Origin of the sequence: Actinocrinis sp. (genome assembly GCF_035605935.1) — a bacterium.
In the GTDB taxonomy this organism is placed as follows: Bacteria; Actinomycetota; Actinomycetes; order Streptomycetales; family Catenulisporaceae; genus Actinocrinis.
Genome location: NZ_DATNGK010000308.1, coordinates 1 through 19,774, shown reverse-complemented (window position 1 = coordinate 19,774; position 19,774 = coordinate 1). Strand labels below are relative to the sequence as shown.

The window sequence follows — 19,774 nt, the reverse complement described above, 5'->3', positions numbered from 1 at the left end:
CGTGTTCGGAGCGCAGATGCAGGTGTCGCTGGTCAACAACGGTCCGGTGACCCTGATTCTCGACGTCTGACCGCGCGCTGACGAGGTGTCAGCCGACGCCGAGCCTGGCGTGCATCTCCCAAACCAGAATCTCTGCGGCGTCGATGGCCGTGACCCGCTGGCCGTCTGCGGCCGTGATCCGGGCTGCCGCGCCGGTACCGAGCACGCCCGCTCCTTCAAGTTCCACCGCGCCGCGCGCTACGAACAGGTGCAGGTACGGAGCAGCTGGCAGCGTCACGCAGCCGCCGGGCTCCAACCGGGCGGCGTGCAACGCCGCGTCCTTCTGCTTGATCCGGATCGCAGCCGCGCCGTCGTACTGGGCCATGCCCGAGGCGACCGGCACGAGGCCGCCGCGCAGCAGTTCGTCGCCGATTTCCAGCTGTTCGTAGCCGGGGTCGATGCGGGCCTCGTCCGGTACCACCCACATCTGCACGAAGTGAACCGGCTCGTCGTGTTCGGCGCCGCCAGTTAGCCGCCAGGAGTCGTTCTTCTCGGAGTGCTGGATGCCGCGGCCCGCGCTCATCCGCTGCGCGAGACCCGGATAGATGACGCCGCAGTGCCCCTCGGAGTCCTGGTGCACGAGCGCGCCGCGCAGCACCCAGGTGACGATCTCCATGTCTTCGTGCGGATGAGTCTCGAACCCGGTACCTGGACGGACCACGTCGTCGTTGTTGACGAGCAGCAGGCCGAAATGGGTGTTGCGCGCGTCGTAGTGGCGGCCGAAGGAGAACGAGTGCTTCGAGTCCAGCCAGGGCAGCCGCGTGGCGAAGCGCTCGCCCGGATCGCGCAGATCGAGCGACGGCGTCAGGTCCTGCGGAGCCCGGGTGATCGGGAATGTCGGCATGGGGCCTCCGTCGAGGGTGTTCGTACCGGACACGGTACGCCGGGCGGATGCGGGCATACGCGCCATACTTGGTCCCAACGATCTGAGGAAGGCGTGCATGAACGACCGCGTCAGGCTTTTCATCGGCAGGTACACGCAAGACGACCCGTCACCGCAGCCCGCGCCCGGTATCACCGTCGCCGAATTCGATCCGGAAGCGCTGACGATCGAGCCGGTGGGCGGCGGTGACTTGCCGGAAGCGTCGTTCCTCGCGCTCGGACCGTCTCGGAATGTGCTGTACGCAGTGCAGGAGGACGAGAACGACGGCCAGGTGGCCGCGTTCTCGATCGACGCGGGAAGCAACTCCCTGTCCTTCCTGGGCAAGCAGCCCACGCACGGCGCCCTGCCGTGTCACTTGCTCGTCGAGCCGGGCGGCAGTTACGTGCTGGCTGCGAATTACGGCACGGGGAACGTGACCGTCCTGCCGATCGAGACTGACGGCAGCCTCGCCGCATCGTCAGACCTATCGCAGCACACCGGTTCCGGGCCGAATGCCGACCGCCAAGGCGGCCCGCACGCGCACATGGTCGCCGCGGCGCCGGATGGTCAGGTGGTGCTTTCGGTCGACCTGGGCACCGACAGCGTCTACGCGTACGCGCTCGACGCGCTGTCAGGGCGCCTCACGCTGATCGCTCAGAACCGGATGCGGCCGGGCAGCGGGCCACGCCACCTGGTCTTCCATCCGTCCGGCGAGCACTTCTATCTCGCGAACGAACTGGGCAACTCCGTGACGGTCTGCGCGTACGACGCGGCGACCGGTTCGGCGAAGGAGCTGGCTGAGATCCCGGCCGTGCCTGATCCGAGAGGCGGGGAAAATGCGCCCGGCGGGATCGTGCTATCGGCCGATGCCCGCTTCGTATATGTCTCGAACCGTGGCGACGAGTCAGTGTGCGCATTCGAGGTCGGCGACGGCGGTTCGCGGCTTGAGCCCGTAGGCCGCTGGTCGTGTGAGGGGAGTTGGCCGCGGGATATCGCGCTCAGCCCGGACGGGCGGTTCCTGTTCGTGGCGAATCAGCGTTCGCATAACGTCGCGGTATTGCGCGTCGACGGCGACAGCGGCGCGCTGTCGGACACCGGGCTTTCGTATCCGGTGCGAAACGTCGCGCACACGCTGTTCGGGTAGCACAGCCGCTTCATAGCTGCATCGGTTACACAGTCAGCGAGGCCAGCCAGGCGCGTCGGGACGCGACTGCCACGGCAGCGGTCCCGACGCGCGCCGGTATTCGACACCAAGTGCGTCGAGCCGGCGCTCGTGGACAGCCAGCCGGCGCTCGAACGCGTCGAAGTCCCGGTCGTCAGCTCGGCTCCAGACGGTCTCGGCGAATGCCGCCAGCCGCGGAAACGCCAGGTAGTCGATGGCGCGCGCGGTATCCATGTGCTCGGTCCAGATGTTGCACTGCGCGCCGAGTACGTGCTCGGATTCGCTCTCGCTGAGGGCCGCCGGGACCGGCTCGAAGGCGTAGACGTGCGCCAGCGAGGAGACCGTGCCGATGGGAGTGGGCTCGCCTGGATCGTCGGACTGGCGCCAGTCGAGATAGACCTGGTCCTCGGGGCAGAGCACCACGTCGTGTCCGCGCCGGGCCGCCGTGATCGCTCCGGCGGTTCCGCGCCAGGACGCGACCACCGCATCCGGTGGCAGTTCGCCGTCGCAGATCTCATCCCAGCCGTAGAGCAGCCGACCGCGCGACGCGAGGTGTTCGGCTAGCCGCGCGACGTACCAGAAACGCAGCCCGTCGGCGTTCGGCAATCCGAGTTCTGCGATACGCGTGCTGGCTCGCTCGCTGGTTTCCCACGGCCCGGTCGGGCATTCGTCGCCGCCGACGCCGATGTGCCGGGACGGGAACAGCTCTATGACCTCATCGAAGACGTCGCGCAGGAACTGGAGCGTGGATTCCTCGGCGTTGAGGACGTTGTCGAGGATGCCCCACTGAGTCGCGACTTCGGGCTGCTCGGGCTGGCTCGGTGAGTCGGCGTTGCCGAGATGCGGATACGCGGCGATGGCAGCTCCGGCGTGTCCGGGCACGTCGATCTCGGGGACGACGGTGACGTGCCGGGCGGCCGCGTAGGCGACGATTTCCCTGATGTCGTCTTGGGTGTAGTAGCCGCCGTGCGGGCGGCCGTCGAACCGCTGATGCCGCCGATCGCCGAGCGGGCTTTCCCGACGCCAGGATCCGACGTGGGTGAGCCGCGGATAGCGCCGGATCTCGAGACGCCAGCCTTGGTCGTCGGTCAGGTGCAGATGCAGGACATTGAGTTTGTGCAGCGCGATCAGGTCGATAAAGCGCAGCACATCCTGCTTGGGCAGGAAGTGGCGGGCCACGTCGAGAAGCGCGCCGCGCCAGCCGAATCGGGGCCGGTCGACGATCGTGACGACCGGAATATGCCAGGGCTCGGTGCTGATCTGAGCGCGGCGGAACGCGGCGGCGGGCAGAAGTGTCCGCAGCGTTTGAGCGCCGTAGAAGAGCCCTGCGGAACTATCGGCCTCGATTGTGACACCAGCGGGGGTCACAGTCAGGCGGTAGCCCTCGGGACCGAGGTCCGCGGTCGTAGTTCCGTCGGCGGCGGTCAGCCGCAAGGTGACGGCGTTGCTCGGGCCATGACCATCGCGCAGCGGAAGGCCGGTCGCCGGGCCGAGCGCCGAGCGAAGCCAGGACGCCACGTGGGCACCGCGATCGTCGGCGTCGAGGACCGTCGCGTCGGTGAGCGTGAATCGAAGCCGCACCGCGACTTCCACGTCCACCGGCTCGGGAATGAGTCCCAGGTCCGAGAGGTCGTCGATTGCTTCGGACGCCGTCATGCTCAGTCGTCCAGCACCGCGAGAGCGTCGATCTCGACCAGCATCCCGGCAGGCAGGCCCACGTACACGGTCGTGCGCGCGGGGAACGGCGCGCTGACGAACGTGCTGTAGACCTCGTTCATCGCGGGGAAGTCCGCGACGTCGGTCAGGTAGACCCGCATCATCAGCACATCGTCGAAGTCCGCTCCGGCGGCGCGCAGGATGGCCTGGACGTTGCGCAGCGTCTGCCGGGTCTGCTCGGCGACGCTCGTGCCTGCGAACTCGCCGGTCGCCGGGTCGGTCGGTCCCTGCCCGGCCACTTGCAGGACATTGCCCTTGCGCACGGCCTGCGAGTAGGAGGCGACCGGCGCCGGGGCGTCCGCGGTGGTGATGGCGGTTTTGGGCATCGCTAGTTCTCCTGGTCGTGGTGCGGGGGCGGGGCGCTCCAGCCGAGTTCGGCGGAGGCGGCGCCGGCAGCGGAGAGAAGGTCGGGAAGCAGGGCGAGGACGCCCGAATAGGTGAGTACGGGTTCGGGCACTGAGACGGACACAGCGGCCAGGACAGTGCCGGCGGCATCACGGATCGGGGCCGCGACGCAGTTGATGTAATCCTCGTGCTCGGCGCGGTCCTGGGCGTAGCCCTGCGCGGCGACCTGGGCGAGTTCGGCCTCGAAGGCGTCCAGGTCGGTGATCGTATTCGGCGTGTAGCGCTCGAAGCCGATCCGGCTGACGGCGCCTTTGCGAAGTGGTTCGGATAGGCCGGCGAGCAGGACCTTGCCGACGGCGGTGCAGTGTGCGGGTGCGAGCGCGCCGATGCGCGAATGCATGCGCACGGGGTGTCTGCCCTCGTACTTGTCGATGTAGACGACGGTGCCTGCTACGTAGGCTGCGAGGTGCACCGTATGGCCGTGTTTCTGGTTGAGCGCGGCCAGATGTGGAGCGGCGAGACGGCGTATATCGAGTTCGTCGAGGGCTTGGTGCGCTAACGCGAAGAGGCGCGGCCCGAGCCGGTAGCGGTGCTGCTCGTCGTGCCGGGCGAAGCCCTGGGACTCTAGCGTCTGAAGCAGTCTGAGTGCGGTTGACTTGTGCACGCCGAGCAGCCCGGCGAGTTGGTCGAGCGTCTTCGGGCCGCCGCCGAGATCGGACAGGATGCGCAGGGCGCGGTCCACGGTCTGGCTCACGCCGCGGCCGCCTTGTTCCCGGAGTCTGCCGCTTGCTTGGGATCGAGTCCGGCTTCGGCTTCGGGGAGTTCTCCGGTTTCGATGAAGCGCTCGATGGCCGCGTGGTCGGGCATCGTCCCGAGGTCGCCACGCACCCGCAACGCGCAGGACGCGGCAAGCGTGCCGAGGCGCAGGCGGTCGCGAAGCGGTAGATCGCGCAGCGTCCCGGCGATGAAGCCGGCGGCGAAGGCGTCCCCGGCTCCGGTCGGCTCGGCGATCCGGACCGGCAACGCGGGCACGTCGACGCGCTCGCCCGCCTCGAATCCGACCGCGCCGTCAGCCCCCTGCTTCACCACGAGCGTGCGCGGCTCAGGCATCAGCCGGCGCAGTTCGTCCGGATCGCCGACGCCGCAGATCGCCTCGGCTTCGTCGGCGCCGACGAAGACCAGGTCGGCGCGGCGGGCCAGATCGATCAGCACCGCCGGATCGCGCCCGGCCCAGAGCGCGGGACGGAAGTTCACGTCGAAGGCGACGATCCGGTCCGGCCGCCGCGGCGCGACAAGCGCGTCGGTGAGCGCGGCGCAGGATTCGGACAGCGCCGCGGTGATGCCGCTGAAGTGCAGGAGCGGCGTGTCACGGATGGCGGCGGCGTCGGCGAGGGCCGGGCTCATGTCGCAGGCTGCTGATCCAGCGCGGTAGTAGCGCATGCGGGTGGATGGCGAGTTGTCGGCCGCGTCCGCGTGCGGGGTGACGATTTCCTTGACGTACAAGCCGGTTTGGCGATGGGAATCGACTTCGACGGCTGATACGTCGACTCCATGTCCGGTGAGCGTTCGCAGCACGACACGGCCGAAGTGATCATCGCCGACCCTGCCGACCCAGCGTGCCGGTACGCCGAGCGCGGTGAGCGTGCACGCGACGTTGGCCTCCGCGCCGCCGACCACCAGCGCGTATCCAACCCCGTCCTCATCCGGGATGAGCACTGCCAAGGCCTCACCGACGCATGTCACCGCCGAACCGCTCACCTGCGCCCTCCCCTGCCCTCCGTGGTCGCGCCTTGCCGTGTCGCGCTGCCGGATGCTACAACCGGGTAAGCAGTATGCGCAATCACGTTGCATATGTTGCAACGCCGGATCGGGGATCGCGAGGAGGGTCGTGGACGACGCAGCGCTTGAGGCATTGGCTGCTGAGCGGATCGGCTGGCGGTACAAGGGTTTCCCGGCACGCTTCACCGAGCTCACCGTCGGCGAACTCGTCGAGACAAGGCCGCCGCTCGCGCAACTCGGCACCCCGCTGCTCGTCCTGGACGGTCCGGCGCTCGAACACAATCTGACCCTCATGGCGCAGTACTGCGCGAAGCACGGTGTGGATCTCGCGCCGCACGGCAAGACCACGATGGCGCCGCAACTCTTCGCGCGCCAGCTGGCCGCCGGCAGCTGGGGCATCACCGCCGCGACGATCGCGCACGTGCGGGTCTACCGGGCCTTCGGCGTCGAGACGATCGTGCTGGCCAACCAGGTGGTCGACCCGGATTCGCTGCGGTGGATCGCTGACGAGTCGCGCCGCGCGCCGCATTTCCGATTGCTCTGCTTCGCAGACTCGATCACCGGCGTCGAGCTCATGCAGGCGATACTCGCCGAGGCCGACGCGGTCCGGCCGGTCGACGTCGTGATCGATCTCGGTGCGCCGGCCGGCCGGACCGGCTGCCGGAACCTGGACGAGGCGGAAGCGGTGGCGCGCGCGGTTCGCGCCGCGGATCGGCTGCGGCTCGTCGGCGCGGGCGGCTTCGAGGGCGCGCTGGCTCCCGACCGCGCACCGCAGAACATCGAGCACATTCGCGACTATCTTCGTTCCCTGCGTCAGCTCGTCCTCCGGTTGGATGAGGCCGGTCTTTTCGACGAGGCCGACGAGATCGTCGCGACGGCCGGCGGCAGCGCGTACTTCGACGATGTGGTCGAGATCCTGGGCGGCGATTGGAAGGCCTCGCGGCCGGTGCGGATCGTGCTGCGCAGCGGCGCTTATATAACGCACGACGACGGCCACTATCGAAGGCTGACACCGTTGACGGCGGACGCCGGTTTCCGGCCCGCGCTCAGCATCCGCGGCCGGGTGCTCTCAACGCCGGAGCCGGGTCTCGCGCTGCTCGATTTCGGCAAGCGCGACGCGCCATTCGACCTCGGCCTGCCCGAGCCGCATACCGTCGAGCGCGCGGACGGCTCGACACAACAGCTCGCAGGGTGCGCGATCGCCGCACTCGCCGACCAGCACGCCTTCCTGCGCCATGGCGATAGCACGCGGCTGCGTGTCGGCGAGATCGTCACCTGCGGCATCTCACATCCGTGCACCGCTTTCGACAAATGGCAGCTGATCCCGATCGTGGAGGACGGACGCGTCGTGGACCTCGTCCGCACATTCTTTTAAACAGTTTTAGGCAGCACAGTTCTAGGCAGCATTGGCTTCTAAGCACCGGCACGGCGAGGTTGTGAGCGCAATGGAAAGCAAGGGCACGGATGCGGCCGCGCAGACGGTGCTGTTCCGCGGCTGCGAGGTGGTCGACGGGACGGGCGCGCCGCGTTTCCGCGCCGATGTCGCGCTCGCGGGCGGGAGGATCGCCGCGGTCGGCGCTGACACCGCTGCGGGCCTTGACACCGACCGGGTGGTCGACGCGTCAGGGCTCGTGCTCGCTCCCGGTTTCATCGACATGCACGCGCACTCCGATCTGGCGCTGCTCGCCGACAAGGAGCTTCTGGCCAAGACCTCCCAGGGCGTCACGCTCGAAGTCCTCGGTCAGGACGGTCTGAGCTACGCCCCGGTGGATGACAGTGCGCTGAAACAGTTGCGCCAGCAGATCTCCGGCTGGCACGGTGACCCCGAGGAACTCGCCTGGGATTGGCGTACGGTCGGCGAGTATCTGGACCGCATCGATGAGGGCTGCGCGGTCAACGCCGTCTATCTCATGCCGCAGGGAACGCTGCGGATGATGTGCGTCGGAAACGACGACCGCCCGGCTACCGCCGCAGAACTCGACGCGATGCGTCGAATGCTCGCCGAGGGCTTGCAGCAAGGCGCGGTCGGCATGAGCAGCGGTCTGACATACACGCCAGGCATGTATGCGGACACCGACGAACTCGTCGAGCTGTGCCGCGTCGTGGCCGAATACGGCGGCTACTACAGTCCGCACCACCGCAGCTATGGCGCCGGGGCCCTGGAAGCATACGAGGAGATGATCCGGGTCAGCGAGCGATCCGGCTGCCCGCTGCACCTCGCGCACGCGACGCTGAACTTCTCCGTCAACACCGGACGCGCGCCGGACCTGCTGCAGTTGATCGACGATGCCTCGGCGCGCGGCGTAGACATCACGCTCGACAGCTATCCCTACCTGCCGGGTGCGACAACCCTCGCCGCACTGCTGCCGAGCTGGGCGGCCAGCGGCGGCCCGGACGCACTCGTGGCCCGGCTGCGCGATCCGGCCGCCCGCGAGCGAATGGCCGCAGATCTCGAAATCGCCGGCTCCGATGGCTGCCACGGCGTTGCGATCGACTGGTCGGCGATCCAGATCAGCGGCACCCGGCACGCCGCGAACCGCGCGCTGGCCGGGCTGAGCGTCGCGCAGGCGGCGGCGCGGTCCGGAAAGCCGCCCGCGCAGTTCTGCTTCGATCTGCTGCTGGCAGACGACCTGGGCGTCTCCTGTCTGCTGCACGTCGGCAACGAGGAGAACGTCCGCGCCATCCTGCGCCACCCCGCGCACTTGGTCGGCAGCGACGGACTGCTGATCGGCGAGCGGCCGCATCCGCGTGCTTGGGGCACCTTCCCCCGCTACCTCGGCCACTACGTGCGCGATGAAGGGTTGCTCACCCTGGAGGAGTGCGTCGCGCAGATGACCGGACGCGCCGCGCGCCGGCTCGGACTTTCCAGCCGTGGAAGGGTCGCGCCGGGACTGGTCGCGGACGTAGTGTTGTTCGACCCCGAGACGGTGGCCGACCGGGCGACGTTCGAGCAACCGCGTCGAACCGCGACCGGCATCCCCTACGTTCTGGTCAACGGCGAATTCGTGATCGACGGACATCGACGCACGAGCGCCGCACCAGGCCGGGCGCTACGGCGCGACGCAGGGCGGCGACCATGACGGACACGGAGGCACAGGTGCAGGCATCGCAGGTTCACGGGTCAGCGCACGCGCGGGCACTGGAACACCCCTCGCAGCGACCGGACCTCTTGGATCTGCTGGCCCGCGACCGCGTGCTGTGCATCGTGCGCGCGAACCAGGTCGCCGACGCGGCCGGGCTGACCGCGGCGCTCGGCGCGGCCGGCATCCGGCTGGTCGAGTTCACCTTCACCATTCCCGGTGTGCTCGACGTGATCGAGGAAGCGGCCGAGGTGCCGGGCTGCGTGGTCGGCGCGGGCACCGTGCTGACTGCCCATCACGCCCGCGACGCGGTGGCCGCCGGCGCGCGCTTCCTGCTGACGCCGGACGTGCGCCCGGACGTCGCGGCCGCGGCACTGGCCTGCGGTGTGCCGCTGGTCATGGGCGCGCTGACGCCGACCGAGCTGAGCCGGGCCTTCGAGCTCGGAGCGGCGGCGGTGAAGGTCTTCCCGGCGCGGATCGGCGGCCCGGCGTACCTGCGCGACCTGCTCGGCCCGTTCCCCGGAGCGCGACTGATCCCGACCGGCGGGGTCAATGTGACGAACGCGCGCGGTTTCCTTGACGCCGGCGCGCTGGCAGTCGGCGCGGGCACTGATGTGGTGCCGCCAAGCCTGGTCGAGCGGGGCGATCACGAGGGGATCGGCGAGCGGGCGCGGGAGTTCGTGCGCGCCCTGCAACCCGAGCAGTAGCAGACACTCGGCGCGCGACGGATCTCGTGGCGTCGCTCAACGGTTCTCAAGGTTCTTCGTCGTCTCCGACGCGATGAACCGGACCAGGCCGAGCGGACCGGCGTCGGCCACGGCTTTGCGCTGGCGCTGGCTGCCGTTGCCCACCCGCAGTGTGTGCTCGACGAGGGCAGCGACCTGGTTGGCATCTCCGTACTGCGCCAGCGCCGGGAGCACGTGCCGCACGAGGGCGCGGGCCGCGTCCCTGGCCGCGATCGGCTTTCCCTCGGAGCCGATCAGCGAGCCGTCAAGTCCGTAGCGCGCCGCGTGCCAGCCGGCCGCCGCCGCGATCTCCGGCAGCGGCTCCGGCTCCGGCGCGTCAGCCTCATACCGCCAGATGGCCGTCTGCGTCAGGCCTCTGATCAGGCCGGCGAGCATGACGGCCTCCTCGACGCGCAGTTGCACGTCGGCGGCGCGCACCTCGATCGTGCGATAGCGCTCGGACAGCCGCGCCTGCCAGTAGACCTGGTGCACGTCGCGGATCGCTCCCCCGGTGACCAGCCCGCGCACCCGCCGGTCGTAGTCGGAGGCGTCGGCGAACGCCGGGGGCGGTCCGCTGACCGGCCACCGGCCGAAGACGACCGTGCGCCAACTGGCGAACCCGGTGTCGCCGCCGTTCCAGAACGGCGAGTTGCCGGAGAGCGCTACAAGCACCGGCAGCCAGCGCCGCAGCCGGTTGAGCACCGCGACGCCGGTAGCCCGATCGGGTATCCCGACGTGCACGTGCATCCCATTGATCAGCTGCTCGTCGACGAGCTGAGGGGCGTCCTCGTAGAGGCCGCGGTATCGCGGGGTGTCGGTGATCGCGGCCGGTCCCTCGTGCCGGAACGGGGCCGCGGCAGTCGCGGCGAGCAGGTAGCCGGCCTGGCCGGCGGCCTCGCCCAAGGCGTGTCGCAGCCGCAGCAGGTTGCCGCCGAGCTCGTCCAGCGTCTCGCAAACCGGTGTGGCCACCTCGAGCTGGGTGAGCAGCAGTTCGTGCTGCACCTCGGCGCTGGCGAGCGCGGGTTGCAGCCCGGCGGCGGCGCAAACCTCGTCGGCCGCCGCCGCGGGGTAGCCGCTGGCCTCGTCGAGCAGCAGATACTCCTCCTCGACCCCGAGCGTGATCACCCACACTGTGTACCCTCCACCAGCCGTCAAAACCGGCCCGAAGGAGTGGACCGCGCGCGTGGCGACCTCACCGAAGCCGTGCGGTCAAGCCTTAGCAAGGGCTCGTTGAAGCCAAGCACGATCCGACTCCGCGGCTGCCGACAGGAGCCTGCGTTTCCCGTACCGTAAGCAGCGCCGCGTGATACCCCGCGGCGTGCGCGTTCAGAGTGCTGCGACGACCGGGGAGGGCCGGATGACGGCTTTGATGTGGATCTGCTCGGTGCTGCTGATCGCCGAGTTCGTGATGGCGCCGATCAACCTGTGGACCGGCCGCACGATGCCGAACTTCACCCGGTTCACCGGCCTTTCCCCGCAGGTGGCCGTCACGCTGTTCGCGCCGGTGAAACTGCTCGCCGCGCTGCTGGTCGCGATCGGCCTGGCGGTGCACCCGCTCGGGGTGGCCGGCGCGGTGGCGCTGGCGGCGGTGTGCGCGGTCTACCTCATCCGTCTGGCCGCTCCGGGCCGCCGTGACCCGGCGGGCGTCGCCGCCTTCGGCTTAGGGTTGATCTTGGCCGTGGTGCTGGCGGTGGTCCAGGCCGGTCGCTGACGGGACGTCAACCTGTTGGCGGGCGGCGGGACATAACGACTCGGCGCTATTTCGGGACGGGCGCTTGCCAAGCGGCTTAGTTCAACGTGCCATGCATTTTGGGCGCCTCAGACCGGGGTGCCCGCTTGATGCCCGTCCGAAGGAGTTCGACTTGCGACACACCCGAAAGCGCAGATCGATCCCGGTAATCGAGGCTGGTGCGGCGGCCCTGCTCATCGCCCTCGCGCAGTCCTCCGCGGCCGCCGCGGCGCAGATCGCGCCCGGCGCCGCCGGTTCCATCACGGCCACCCACGCGGTCGCCGCGGTCAAACCGGTCCCGGCCGTCGCCGACCACATCGACGCCAGGACCCTGACCAGTCCGCTGCCGACCTCGCAGTGCCTGACCACGCTCGGCATCCACTGCTACTCGCCGCTGCAGTACCACACCGCGTACGGGCTCGACAGCCTGTACCGCTTCCACATCAACGGGGCTGGCCGCACGATCGTGCTGGTCGACTCGTTCGGCTCGCCGACCATCCAGCACGACCTGCAGGTCTTCGACGCGCAGTGGGGCCTGCCGGACACCACCGTGCAGATCGTGCAGGCCGGTGCGATCCCGCCGTTCGATCCGAAGAACTCGGACATGACCGGCTGGGCCGCGGAGAGCACCCTCGACGTCGAATACGCGCACGCGATCGCGCCCGGCGCGCACATCGTCCTGGTCGAGACGCCGGTGGCGGAGACCGAGGGTGTCACCGGCTTCCCGGAGATGATGACCGCCGAGAAGCAGTTGATCGACGCGGGCGTCGGCGACGTCATATCGCAGAGCTTCGGCGCCACCGAGAACACCTTCCCCGGCTTCGACAAGGGCGATTTCAGCAGCCTGCTGAACCTGCGCTACGCCTTCAAGGCGGCGGCCCAGCACCACGTGACCGTGCTGGCCTCCTCGGGCGACGACGGCGCGACCAACGCGACGCTGGACGGCAGCGCGCTGTACACCATGCCGGTCAACTCGTGGCCGTCCTCGGATCCGCTGGTCACCTCGATCGGCGGCACGCAGTTGACGCTCGACGACTCCGGCAAGCGGCTCTCCCCCGACGTGGTGTGGAACGACGGCTACGGCGCGGGTGGCGGCGGGGTCTCGGCCGTGTTCAGCCGGCCGGACTTCCAGCGCGGCGTGCGCGGCGTCGTCGGCAGCCACCGCGGCACTCCGGACATCTCGGCGAGCGCGGCCGTCAACGGCGGCGCGTGGGTGTACTTCAGCTATGACCCGAACCGGGTCGGCTGGCACATCATCGGCGGCACCAGCGAGGCCTCGCCGATCTTCGCAGGCATCGTGGCGCTGGCTGACCAGGTCGCCGGTCACCGGCTCGGCAATCTCAACGACGCGCTGTACGAGCTTGGCGCCGGCCGACACGCGGCGTTCGCCGGGATCGTCGATGTGACCAGCGGTAACAACTCCTTCGGCGCAGTGACCGGCTACACCGCGGGTCCGGGCTACGACCTGGCCAGCGGACTGGGCACATTCAACGCCAACCTCGTCTGGTCGCTGGCGTTCACCGCGCGGTAGTCGAGCTCTGACGGTCGCCGGCCGCGGCAGCGCGGCATAGCGCCAAGGCGCGCTCGGCCCGGGATCTGCGCAGCAGGCATCAGGCTGCTGTTATCCCCGGGACGAGCGCGCCGAGCGGTTTGCGGGTCGGCGCGACGTATGCGAGCAGCGGCACGGGCCGCAGTCCATACCTGCGTTTGAAATCCCCGTTGCGCCGGCCGCATTCGAACCTGGCCAGGCCCAGCCGCGCCGCGTACTCGAGCGCCTCGTAGAACAACACGTGGAACGGGCTGAAGTCGCCGGCGGCCCGGTCGGCCCCGCAGGTCCACAAGTGCAGCCGGACCCCGTCGATCAGGCAGAAACCGAGGCCGACGGCGCGGCCGCCGACGCTGACCTCGATGATGCGCGCGGCTTGACCGAGTTGCTGGCGGAAGTTCTGGAAGCCCCCGGGCGCGAACTGGCAGGGCACGCTGTGTTCGGCCTCGATCATGCGCTCGAGCCTGCCGAGCCGGTCCGGCTCGGCCGATCCGGGCTCCAGCACTCGGGCGACCGCTCCGGCGCGCTCGGCGCGGCGCTGATGCATGCGCAGCGCGTCGCGCTGATGCCTGGGCAGGGTGGCGAGGTGGTCGGCCGCGGCGAAGCCGGGCGGCAGGTCCAGGACGTAGCGCTGGTCGATCGGCACCCCATGGGCGCCCAGCGCGGTGAGTGCGGCGGCCAGCGGTCCGGTCGCGTCCACGTTGACCAGGCCGTACCAGGGTGCTGCGAAGTCGGCGGCGAGCTGCCGGAAGGCGGTGAGCACGGCGCGGATCGCGTCGAGGTCGCCCGGCCCGCCGCGTGCGGGCAGCCAGGTGTCGTAACAGTGCCAGTTGTGGCTGATCAGCCCGCGCGGCGCAGCGGCGATGGAGGGTTCGTACACGGTGAGCAAGCCGGCCGGATCCATCTGCGGGAGCAGGGTGACGGGCAGGGCGGCGCGGGCGCTCTGGTCGGCGTCGCGCAGCACGAGGTAGGCGAACGCGTCGGCGGGCAGCAGCTCGGATTTGCGGTAGGCGGAGAGGAAAGCGCTGCTGTAGAAGACCGGTGCCCCGCTGTCCGTCGCCAGGTGGTCCCAGTCCGGGATGGCCGCGACGTCGTCGTGTACTTCTACGGTTTCGGTCACGCCGCCGCCAACGCGGGGCGTGAAACGGCAGGGTTCGAAGCGGCTGATTCGGCCATGGGTTCGAACACTGAGTCCACTCGGCGGTCCCTCGGCAGGCGGCGACGGCGGTAGCTCGGACGCTAAAACAGTGTTCGAAGAGTGTCAAGGTTGAAGATTCATCCGCCTGCCCGCCGCCACCTACCCGTCCACGCAGGAGCGGGCGCCGACAGCCGCGTCGAAGAGCCCTTACGATAAGGGCTCTTCGACGCCTTCATCGCGGCCCGGGTCAGCGAGCGCCGAGCAGGTGCTCCATCGCCAGCTGGTCGAGCTGCTCGAAGGCCATGCCGCGCTCCGCGGCGGCGTTCGCATCGAAGTCCTCGAACGCGCTGCGGTCGGCCAGCAGGTCGGTGATCGTCTCGCCCTGGGCCAGGGTGCTCTGCGCGAGCTGGTCGAGCCTGGAAGCGCGCAGCGCGGCCTGGACCTCGGGGTCGGCGCGGAAGGCGGCGGCCTTCTGCTTGAGGATCAGGTAGTTGCGCATGCAGCCGGCCGCCGAGGCCCAGACCCCGGCGTAGTCCTCGGTGCGCGGCGGCTTGAAGTCGAAGTGCCGCGGACCCTCGTATCCGGCCGACTCCAGCAGGTCGACCAGCCAGAACGCGGCGCGCAGGTCGCCCGCACCGAAGCGCAGGTCCTGGTCGTATTTGATGCCGGACTGGCCGTTGAGGTCGATGTGGAACAGCTTGCCGTGCCAGAGCGCCTGCGCGATGCCGTGCGGGAAGTTGAGCCCGGCCATCTGCTCGTGGCCGACCTCGGGGTTCAGGCCGACCAGCTCGGGGTGCGCCAGCTTCTCGATGAAGGCCAGGCCGTGGCCGACGGTCGGCAGCAGGATGTCGCCACGCGGCTCGTTCGGCTTCGGCTCGATCGCGAAGCGCAGATCGTAGCCCTGGTCCAGCACGTACTGACCGAGCAGGTCGAAGGCTTCCTTGAGCCGGTCGAGCGCGACGCGCACGTCCTTGGCCGCGCCCGACTCGGCGCCCTCACGCCCGCCCCAGGCGACATAGATCTTGGCGCCGAGCTCGACGGCCAGGTCGATGTTGCGGATGGTCTTGCGCAGCGCGTAGCGGCGCACGTCACGGTCGTTGGCGGTGAACGCGCCGTCCTTGAACACCGGGTGCGTGAACAGGTTCGTGGTCGCCATCGGGACCTTCATCCCGGTCTCGTCGAGGGCCGCGCGGAAGCGCTTGATGTGCGCCTCGCGGTCACTGTCGGAGGAGCCGAACGGGATCAGGTCGTCATCGTGGAAAGTCACGCCATGGGCACCGAGCTCGGCGAGCCGGTGCACTGATTCGACCGGGTCGAGCGGCTTGCGGGTGGCGTCGCCGAACGGGTCGCGGCCCAGCCAGCCGACCGTCCACAGGCCGAAGGTGAACTTGTCGTCCGGTGTGGGCGTAAGGGACTGCGTCATTGCTTGCTCCCGGAGGTCTCGGAGGGCTAGCCTCATTCGTAAACGCGGAATACAAATTCCGCCTCCCAACCTACTCCTTCGCGGCCGCCGGCGGTATCCGCATCTCGCCGGACCACCGGAGCCAAGCCGCGAACCCACAGAGGGGACGAGGATGTCGCCGACCGCAGCGCGCATAGTCATCGGCGTGGACAGCTCCACCCAGTCGACCAAGGCCCTCGCGGTCGACGTGGACTCCGGCGCGGTGGTCGGGCAAGGCCGGGCGGCGCACACGGTGAGCGGCGGGGCGGGGCGAGAGAGCGACCCGGAGCAGTGGTGGGAGGCGCTGGTCACCGCGTTGGAGCAGACGGGATACGCCGAAGCCGCGCAGGCCGTCGCGATCGGCGGGCAGCAGCACGGGCTCGTGACGCTGGACGAGAAGGGCGCGCCGGTACGGCCCGCGCTGCTGTGGAACGACGTGCGCAGCGCGCCGCAAGCGCAGGCCCTGGTCCGCCGCTTCGGCGCACCATGGTGGGCGCAGCGCACCGGCAGCGTGCCGGGCGCGTCGTTCACGATCGCGAAGTGGGCCTGGTTGCGCGAGAACGAGCCGGAGGCGGCGGACCGGGTCACCGCTATCAGGCTTCCGCACGACTATCTGACCGAGAGATTGACCGGAACGGCGACCACCGACCGTGGGGACGCCTCGGGCACCGGCTGGTGGACGCCGCAGGGCTATGCCACGCAACTGCTCGACGAGGTGGGTCTCGCCTCGTCGATGCTGCCGCGTGTCGTCGAGCCGGGGCAGCCGGCCGGGCAGGTGCGCGCGGCCGGAAGCGGCACCGGCCGCGGCAGCGCGGTGCCGCTGCGCGAGGGAACGCTGGTCGGCGCGGGCACCGGCGACAACATGGCCGCCGCGCTCGGCCTCGGCCTGGAGCCGGGCGTTCCGGTGCTGAGCCTCGGAACATCAGGCACCGTATACGCGGTGACGCGCGGCCGGCCGACCGATCCGAGCGGCACCGTGGCCGGGTTCGCGGACGCGCTGGGCGCTTGGCTGCCGCTCGCCTGCACGCTCAACTGCACGCTCGCCGTCGACCGGATCGCATCGCTGCTCAGCCTCGATCGCCAGGCGGTGGAGCCGGGCGGAAGCGCGGTGGTGCTGCCGTACTTCGATGGCGAGCGCACCCCGAACCTGCCGTTCGCGTCCGGTCTGCTCACCGGGCTGCGGCACGACACGACGCCGGGCCAACTGCTCCAAGCGGCGTATGACGGAGCGGCGTACTCGCTGCTCGCGGCGCTGGATGACGTGCTGCGGGCCGGGGGCGAGGAGTTAGCGGCCGACACGCCGTTGCTGCTTATCGGCGGCGGCGCGCGCGGAAAAGCCTGGCAGGACACGGTGCGCAGGCTGGCCGGGCGCGCGGTGCAGATCCCGGCGGCGCAGGAGATCGTCGCGCTCGGCGCGGCGGCGCAGGCGGCCGGGCTGTTGACCGGCGAGCCGGCGGACGCGGTGGCGCGCCGATGGGGCACGGCCGCCGGACCTGTGTTCGAACCGTTGCCTCGCGACGAATCCGCTCGTGTCCTTATCGCGGCTACTCTGCAACGAGCCGAACGCGGCGGGCTGTTCGCGCAGGGTGGCGGACTCGGAAACGATTCCGCGACGACGTGAAACCGGCCGCTGGGACGCGAGGGCGAGGAGGGGCACCGTGAGCGACTCGACCGGCGGTAACGACACAACCGACGGTAACGACTCACCCGAGGACGACATCGGCGATCGTGCAGCGGAAGCCGGAGACACCGGCAGCGATGGCGAACGCCCCGCAGCGCACGACAGCGCCCCGGTGACGCCACGAGGCGTGCGTTCGCACCGCTCATCTGCCCATCGCACCGCCGGACCGGCTTCGCAACAAGGCATGCGTAGGCAGAACCTAGCGCTGGTCATGGCCGCGCTGGCGGCTCACGGACCGAGTTCCCGCGCAGAGGTCGCCGAGCGAACCGGTCTCACTCGTGCGGCGGTCGGCAATCTGATAAACGAACTCGCCGCGGCCGGGCTGACGACCGATCTCGGCCTCGCTCCGAGCGGCCGGGTCGGCAGGCCGGGTACCGCGCTGGCGCTCAGCGAGCAGGGCCCGGCCGGTCTCGGATTGGAAATCGGGGTGGAGCATCTCGGCGCCTGCGTGCTCGACCTGCATGGGACCGTGCGCACCTGGGTCGAGATCGAGGCGCCGAACCGTGGCCGCGCGGCGGGCGAGGTGCTCGCCGAACTGGCCGATGTCGCCGCGGCCGCGCTGCAACATGCCGCCGCGCAGGGCCTGCATCCGGTCGGCGCGGTGGTCGCGGTGCCCGGCCTGGTCGACGCCGCGAACGGCACCGTCGAGCAGGCGCCGAACCTGCGCTGGCGTTCCGTCCCGATCGCGCAGTCGCTGGCCGATTGGCTGCCGGCCCCGCTGCGATCGGTCCCGATCGAGGTCGAGAACGAGGCGAACCTCGGCGCGCTGGCCGAACTCTGGCACACCGTGACCCGGCCCGCCGACTTCATCCACGTCTCGGCCGAGGCCGGCATCGGCGCGGCTGTGGTGATCGACGGCCGGCTCTTCCGCGGCGCACGCGGATTCGCGGGCGAACTCGGGCACGTTCCGGTACACCCGGACGGTCCGCTGTGCAGCTGTGGCGCGCGCGGTTGCCTGGAGCAGTACGCCGGTGAACAGACCGTACTGCGCGCCTCCGGCCTCGCGGACGCGGGCGGAGATCGGATCAAGGCGCTGACCGATCAAGCGCTCGGCGGCAATCCGCGGGTGCTCGAGGCGCTGGAGGAGGCGGGGCGCGCGCTCGGCACGGCTCTCGCCGGAGCGGTGAACCTGCTGGACCCCTCTGCACTCGTGCTCGGCGGCGCATACGCCGAGCTGGGCGAGTGGCTGCTGCCCGGCATGCGCAAGGAACTCGCGGAGCGGGTCACGGTGCGTCCGTGGAGCCCCGAGGCGTTGCAGCTGTCGGAGCTCGGCCGCCGCGGCCCGCTACTGGGTGCCGCCACGGTCACGATCCGGCGCATCATCGAGAACCCGGCGCGGTATGCCGACTGGCGTAATACACGTGAGCGCAGCGCCGCCGGTCGTTAGTGTCCGGAGTTATGCAGGCTGAAGCGCAGGAAGCGGAGGGCCACGACGCGGCCGCGGTGAACCTATCCGGATCGTTCGTCACCTTGCGTCCGGCGGGCGAGGACGACATACCGGCCCTGGCCGCCATCCGCGCCGATCCCGAGGTGTACCGGTGGTGGCGCGGCGGCCCGGATCTGCGCGCCGCAGTCGCTGAGGAGTTGGCCACCGAAGACGAGCATGGATTCGTCATCGAGTACGAAGAGCGGATCGTCGGATTCATCCAGTGGTGGGCGGAGGAGGAGCCGGACTACCGGCATGCCGGAATCGACATCTACCTCGACACCTCGATGCACGGACGCGGTCTCGGGACCGATGCGGTACGGGCCGTCGCCAGGTATCTGATCCACGACCTCGGGCACCACCGGATCACGATCGATCCGGCCGCGGACAACGAGGCGGCGATCCGGTGTTACGCCAAGGTCGGCTTCCGGCCGGTGGGCGTGATGCGTGAGTACGAACGCGGCCCCGACGGCACGTGGCATGACGGTCTGCTGATGGACTTGCTCGCGAACGAACTGATCGGCTGATGATGAGAGTCGTCGTTCTATCGGATACTCATGCGCCGCGGCGATGGCGCGGCTGCCCGCCGAAGGTCGCCGAGCACCTACGCGGCGCGGATCTGATCCTGCACGCCGGGGATGTATGCACGGCGGACGTGCTTGATGAACTGTCCGCTTACGCACCGGTCCGTGCGGTACTCGGCAACAACGACGGACCAGACGTCGCGGCCTGGGGCGCACCCGTGGAATCCCGGTTCGAACTCGACGGGCTGCGCGTCGGAATGATCCACGACTCCGGATCGGCGGCCGGGCGCACTGCGCGAATGCATCGCCGCTTCCCGGAGGCCGAACTCGTCGTATTCGGGCACTCGCACATTCCGCTCGACCAGGCTGGCGACGGCGTGCGCATCTTCAATCCGGGCTCGCCGACCGACCGGCGGCGTCAACCGCAGGGCACGATCGGAATCCTCGACATCGCGGGCAGCCGCTTGGTGTCGGCGCAGATCGTGCCGGTGGCCTGAGCTGACCTGGACTGACGCGGTCTGGCGTGGCTCCGGCTCAACAACGCGGCCGGTGCGTCAGTGATGCAGCCCGGCGGCGTCCAG

General features: G+C 69.9%; 19 protein-coding genes. 11 read left to right on the top strand and 8 right to left on the bottom strand.

Features of this window, described 5'->3' with window-relative positions; genetic code table 11:
* The first annotated feature begins 1 nt into the window (after position 1).
* Entirely contained in the window at positions 2-70 is a 69-nt protein-coding gene (locus VN779_RS26725) for a D-aminoacyl-tRNA deacylase (RefSeq protein WP_414639752.1), read from the top strand.
* A gap of 18 nt (positions 71-88) precedes the next feature.
* Here VN779_RS26725 and VN779_RS25130 read toward each other — a convergent pair whose 3' ends face one another.
* The gene (locus tag VN779_RS25130; protein WP_325727614.1) at positions 89-883 is read right to left on the bottom strand and encodes a pirin family protein; all 795 of its coding nucleotides are present in this window, start codon (positions 881-883) and stop codon (positions 89-91) included.
* A 97-nt stretch (positions 884-980) separates the two neighbouring features.
* Here VN779_RS25130 and VN779_RS25125 point away from each other — a divergent pair, with 97 nt between their 5' ends.
* A complete protein-coding gene (locus VN779_RS25125; protein WP_325727612.1) occupies positions 981-2,045 on the top strand; it encodes a lactonase family protein in 1,065 nt (354 codons plus the stop codon).
* Positions 2,046-2,078: 33 nt separating this feature from the next.
* Here the strand turns inward: VN779_RS25125 and VN779_RS25120 are convergent, their stop codons facing one another.
* Genes VN779_RS25120 through VN779_RS25105 form a run of 4 tightly spaced genes read right to left on the bottom strand, consistent with a single transcriptional unit; the run spans position 2,079 to position 5,882 of the window.
* Positions 2,079-3,719, bottom strand: coding sequence for a beta-N-acetylhexosaminidase (locus VN779_RS25120; RefSeq protein ID WP_325727610.1), 1,641 nt, complete (start codon positions 3,717-3,719; stop codon positions 2,079-2,081).
* A gap of 2 nt (positions 3,720-3,721) precedes the next feature.
* Positions 3,722-4,105 carry a Rid family detoxifying hydrolase gene (locus VN779_RS25115; RefSeq protein WP_325727608.1) on the bottom strand — a complete coding sequence of 128 codons (384 nt, stop codon included), beginning with the start codon at positions 4,103-4,105 and terminating at the stop codon, positions 3,722-3,724.
* Between the two features lie 2 nt (positions 4,106-4,107).
* Positions 4,108-4,878 (bottom strand): IclR family transcriptional regulator, encoded by a 771-nt coding sequence (locus VN779_RS25110; RefSeq protein WP_325727606.1) that lies wholly within the window; start codon positions 4,876-4,878, stop codon positions 4,108-4,110.
* A complete protein-coding gene (locus tag VN779_RS25105) occupies positions 4,875-5,882 on the bottom strand; it encodes a sugar kinase (protein ID WP_325727604.1) in 1,008 nt (335 codons plus the stop codon). The genes VN779_RS25110 and VN779_RS25105 overlap by 4 nt, the downstream gene beginning before the upstream one ends.
* A 130-nt stretch (positions 5,883-6,012) precedes the next feature.
* Between VN779_RS25105 and VN779_RS25100 the strand changes: the two genes are divergently transcribed.
* From VN779_RS25100 to VN779_RS25090, 3 genes are all read left to right on the top strand, one after another.
* Positions 6,013-7,278: an amino acid deaminase gene (locus tag VN779_RS25100; protein WP_325727602.1), complete on the top strand. Its 1,266-nt coding sequence runs from the start codon at positions 6,013-6,015 to the stop codon at positions 7,276-7,278.
* Positions 7,279-7,348: 70 nt separating this feature from the next.
* Positions 7,349-8,983, top strand: a complete 1,635-nt coding sequence (locus tag VN779_RS25095; RefSeq protein ID WP_325727600.1) for a D-aminoacylase — start codon at positions 7,349-7,351, stop codon at positions 8,981-8,983.
* Positions 8,980-9,690: a bifunctional 4-hydroxy-2-oxoglutarate aldolase/2-dehydro-3-deoxy-phosphogluconate aldolase gene (locus tag VN779_RS25090; protein ID WP_325727598.1), complete on the top strand. Its 711-nt coding sequence runs from the start codon at positions 8,980-8,982 to the stop codon at positions 9,688-9,690. Before VN779_RS25095 ends, VN779_RS25090 begins: the two co-directional genes overlap by 4 nt.
* A gap of 36 nt (positions 9,691-9,726) precedes the next feature.
* On the opposite strand, the gene VN779_RS25085 is transcribed toward VN779_RS25090, so the two are convergent.
* Positions 9,727-10,833 (bottom strand): glutamate--cysteine ligase, encoded by a 1,107-nt coding sequence (locus tag VN779_RS25085; protein WP_325727596.1) that lies wholly within the window; start codon positions 10,831-10,833, stop codon positions 9,727-9,729.
* Positions 10,834-11,065: 232 nt separating this feature from the next.
* Here VN779_RS25085 and VN779_RS25080 point away from each other — a divergent pair, with 232 nt between their 5' ends.
* Together VN779_RS25080 and VN779_RS25075 are read left to right on the top strand one after the other, a co-directional pair.
* Positions 11,066-11,419: a hypothetical protein gene (locus VN779_RS25080; RefSeq protein WP_325727594.1), complete on the top strand. Its 354-nt coding sequence runs from the start codon at positions 11,066-11,068 to the stop codon at positions 11,417-11,419.
* A gap of 151 nt (positions 11,420-11,570) precedes the next feature.
* On the top strand, positions 11,571-12,968 hold the full coding sequence (locus tag VN779_RS25075; protein ID WP_325727592.1) for a S53 family peptidase: 1,398 nt from the start codon (positions 11,571-11,573) through the stop codon (positions 12,966-12,968).
* Between the two features lie 79 nt (positions 12,969-13,047).
* On the opposite strand, the gene VN779_RS25070 is transcribed toward VN779_RS25075, so the two are convergent.
* Together VN779_RS25070 and xylA are read right to left on the bottom strand one after the other, a co-directional pair.
* A complete protein-coding gene (locus VN779_RS25070; RefSeq protein ID WP_325727591.1) occupies positions 13,048-14,103 on the bottom strand; it encodes a GNAT family N-acetyltransferase in 1,056 nt (351 codons plus the stop codon).
* A gap of 265 nt (positions 14,104-14,368) precedes the next feature.
* On the bottom strand, positions 14,369-15,544 hold the full coding sequence (gene xylA, locus VN779_RS25065; protein ID WP_325727589.1) for a xylose isomerase: 1,176 nt from the start codon (positions 15,542-15,544) through the stop codon (positions 14,369-14,371).
* 151 nt (positions 15,545-15,695) lie between these two features.
* Between xylA and xylB the strand changes: the two genes are divergently transcribed.
* The 4 genes from xylB to VN779_RS25045 all read left to right on the top strand — a co-directional run bounded on the left by xylB (position 15,696) and on the right by VN779_RS25045 (position 19,690).
* Positions 15,696-17,183 carry a xylulokinase gene (gene xylB, locus VN779_RS25060; RefSeq protein ID WP_325727588.1) on the top strand — a complete coding sequence of 496 codons (1,488 nt, stop codon included), beginning with the start codon at positions 15,696-15,698 and terminating at the stop codon, positions 17,181-17,183.
* Between the two features lie 271 nt (positions 17,184-17,454).
* Positions 17,455-18,630 carry an ROK family transcriptional regulator gene (locus tag VN779_RS25055; protein ID WP_349260939.1) on the top strand — a complete coding sequence of 392 codons (1,176 nt, stop codon included), beginning with the start codon at positions 17,455-17,457 and terminating at the stop codon, positions 18,628-18,630.
* A 56-nt stretch (positions 18,631-18,686) separates the two neighbouring features.
* On the top strand, positions 18,687-19,196 hold the full coding sequence (locus VN779_RS25050; protein WP_414639751.1) for a GNAT family N-acetyltransferase: 510 nt from the start codon (positions 18,687-18,689) through the stop codon (positions 19,194-19,196).
* Between the two features lie 2 nt (positions 19,197-19,198).
* Positions 19,199-19,690, top strand: a complete 492-nt coding sequence (locus VN779_RS25045) for a metallophosphoesterase family protein (RefSeq protein WP_349260938.1) — start codon at positions 19,199-19,201, stop codon at positions 19,688-19,690.
* The last annotated feature ends 84 nt before the right edge of the window (positions 19,691-19,774 follow it).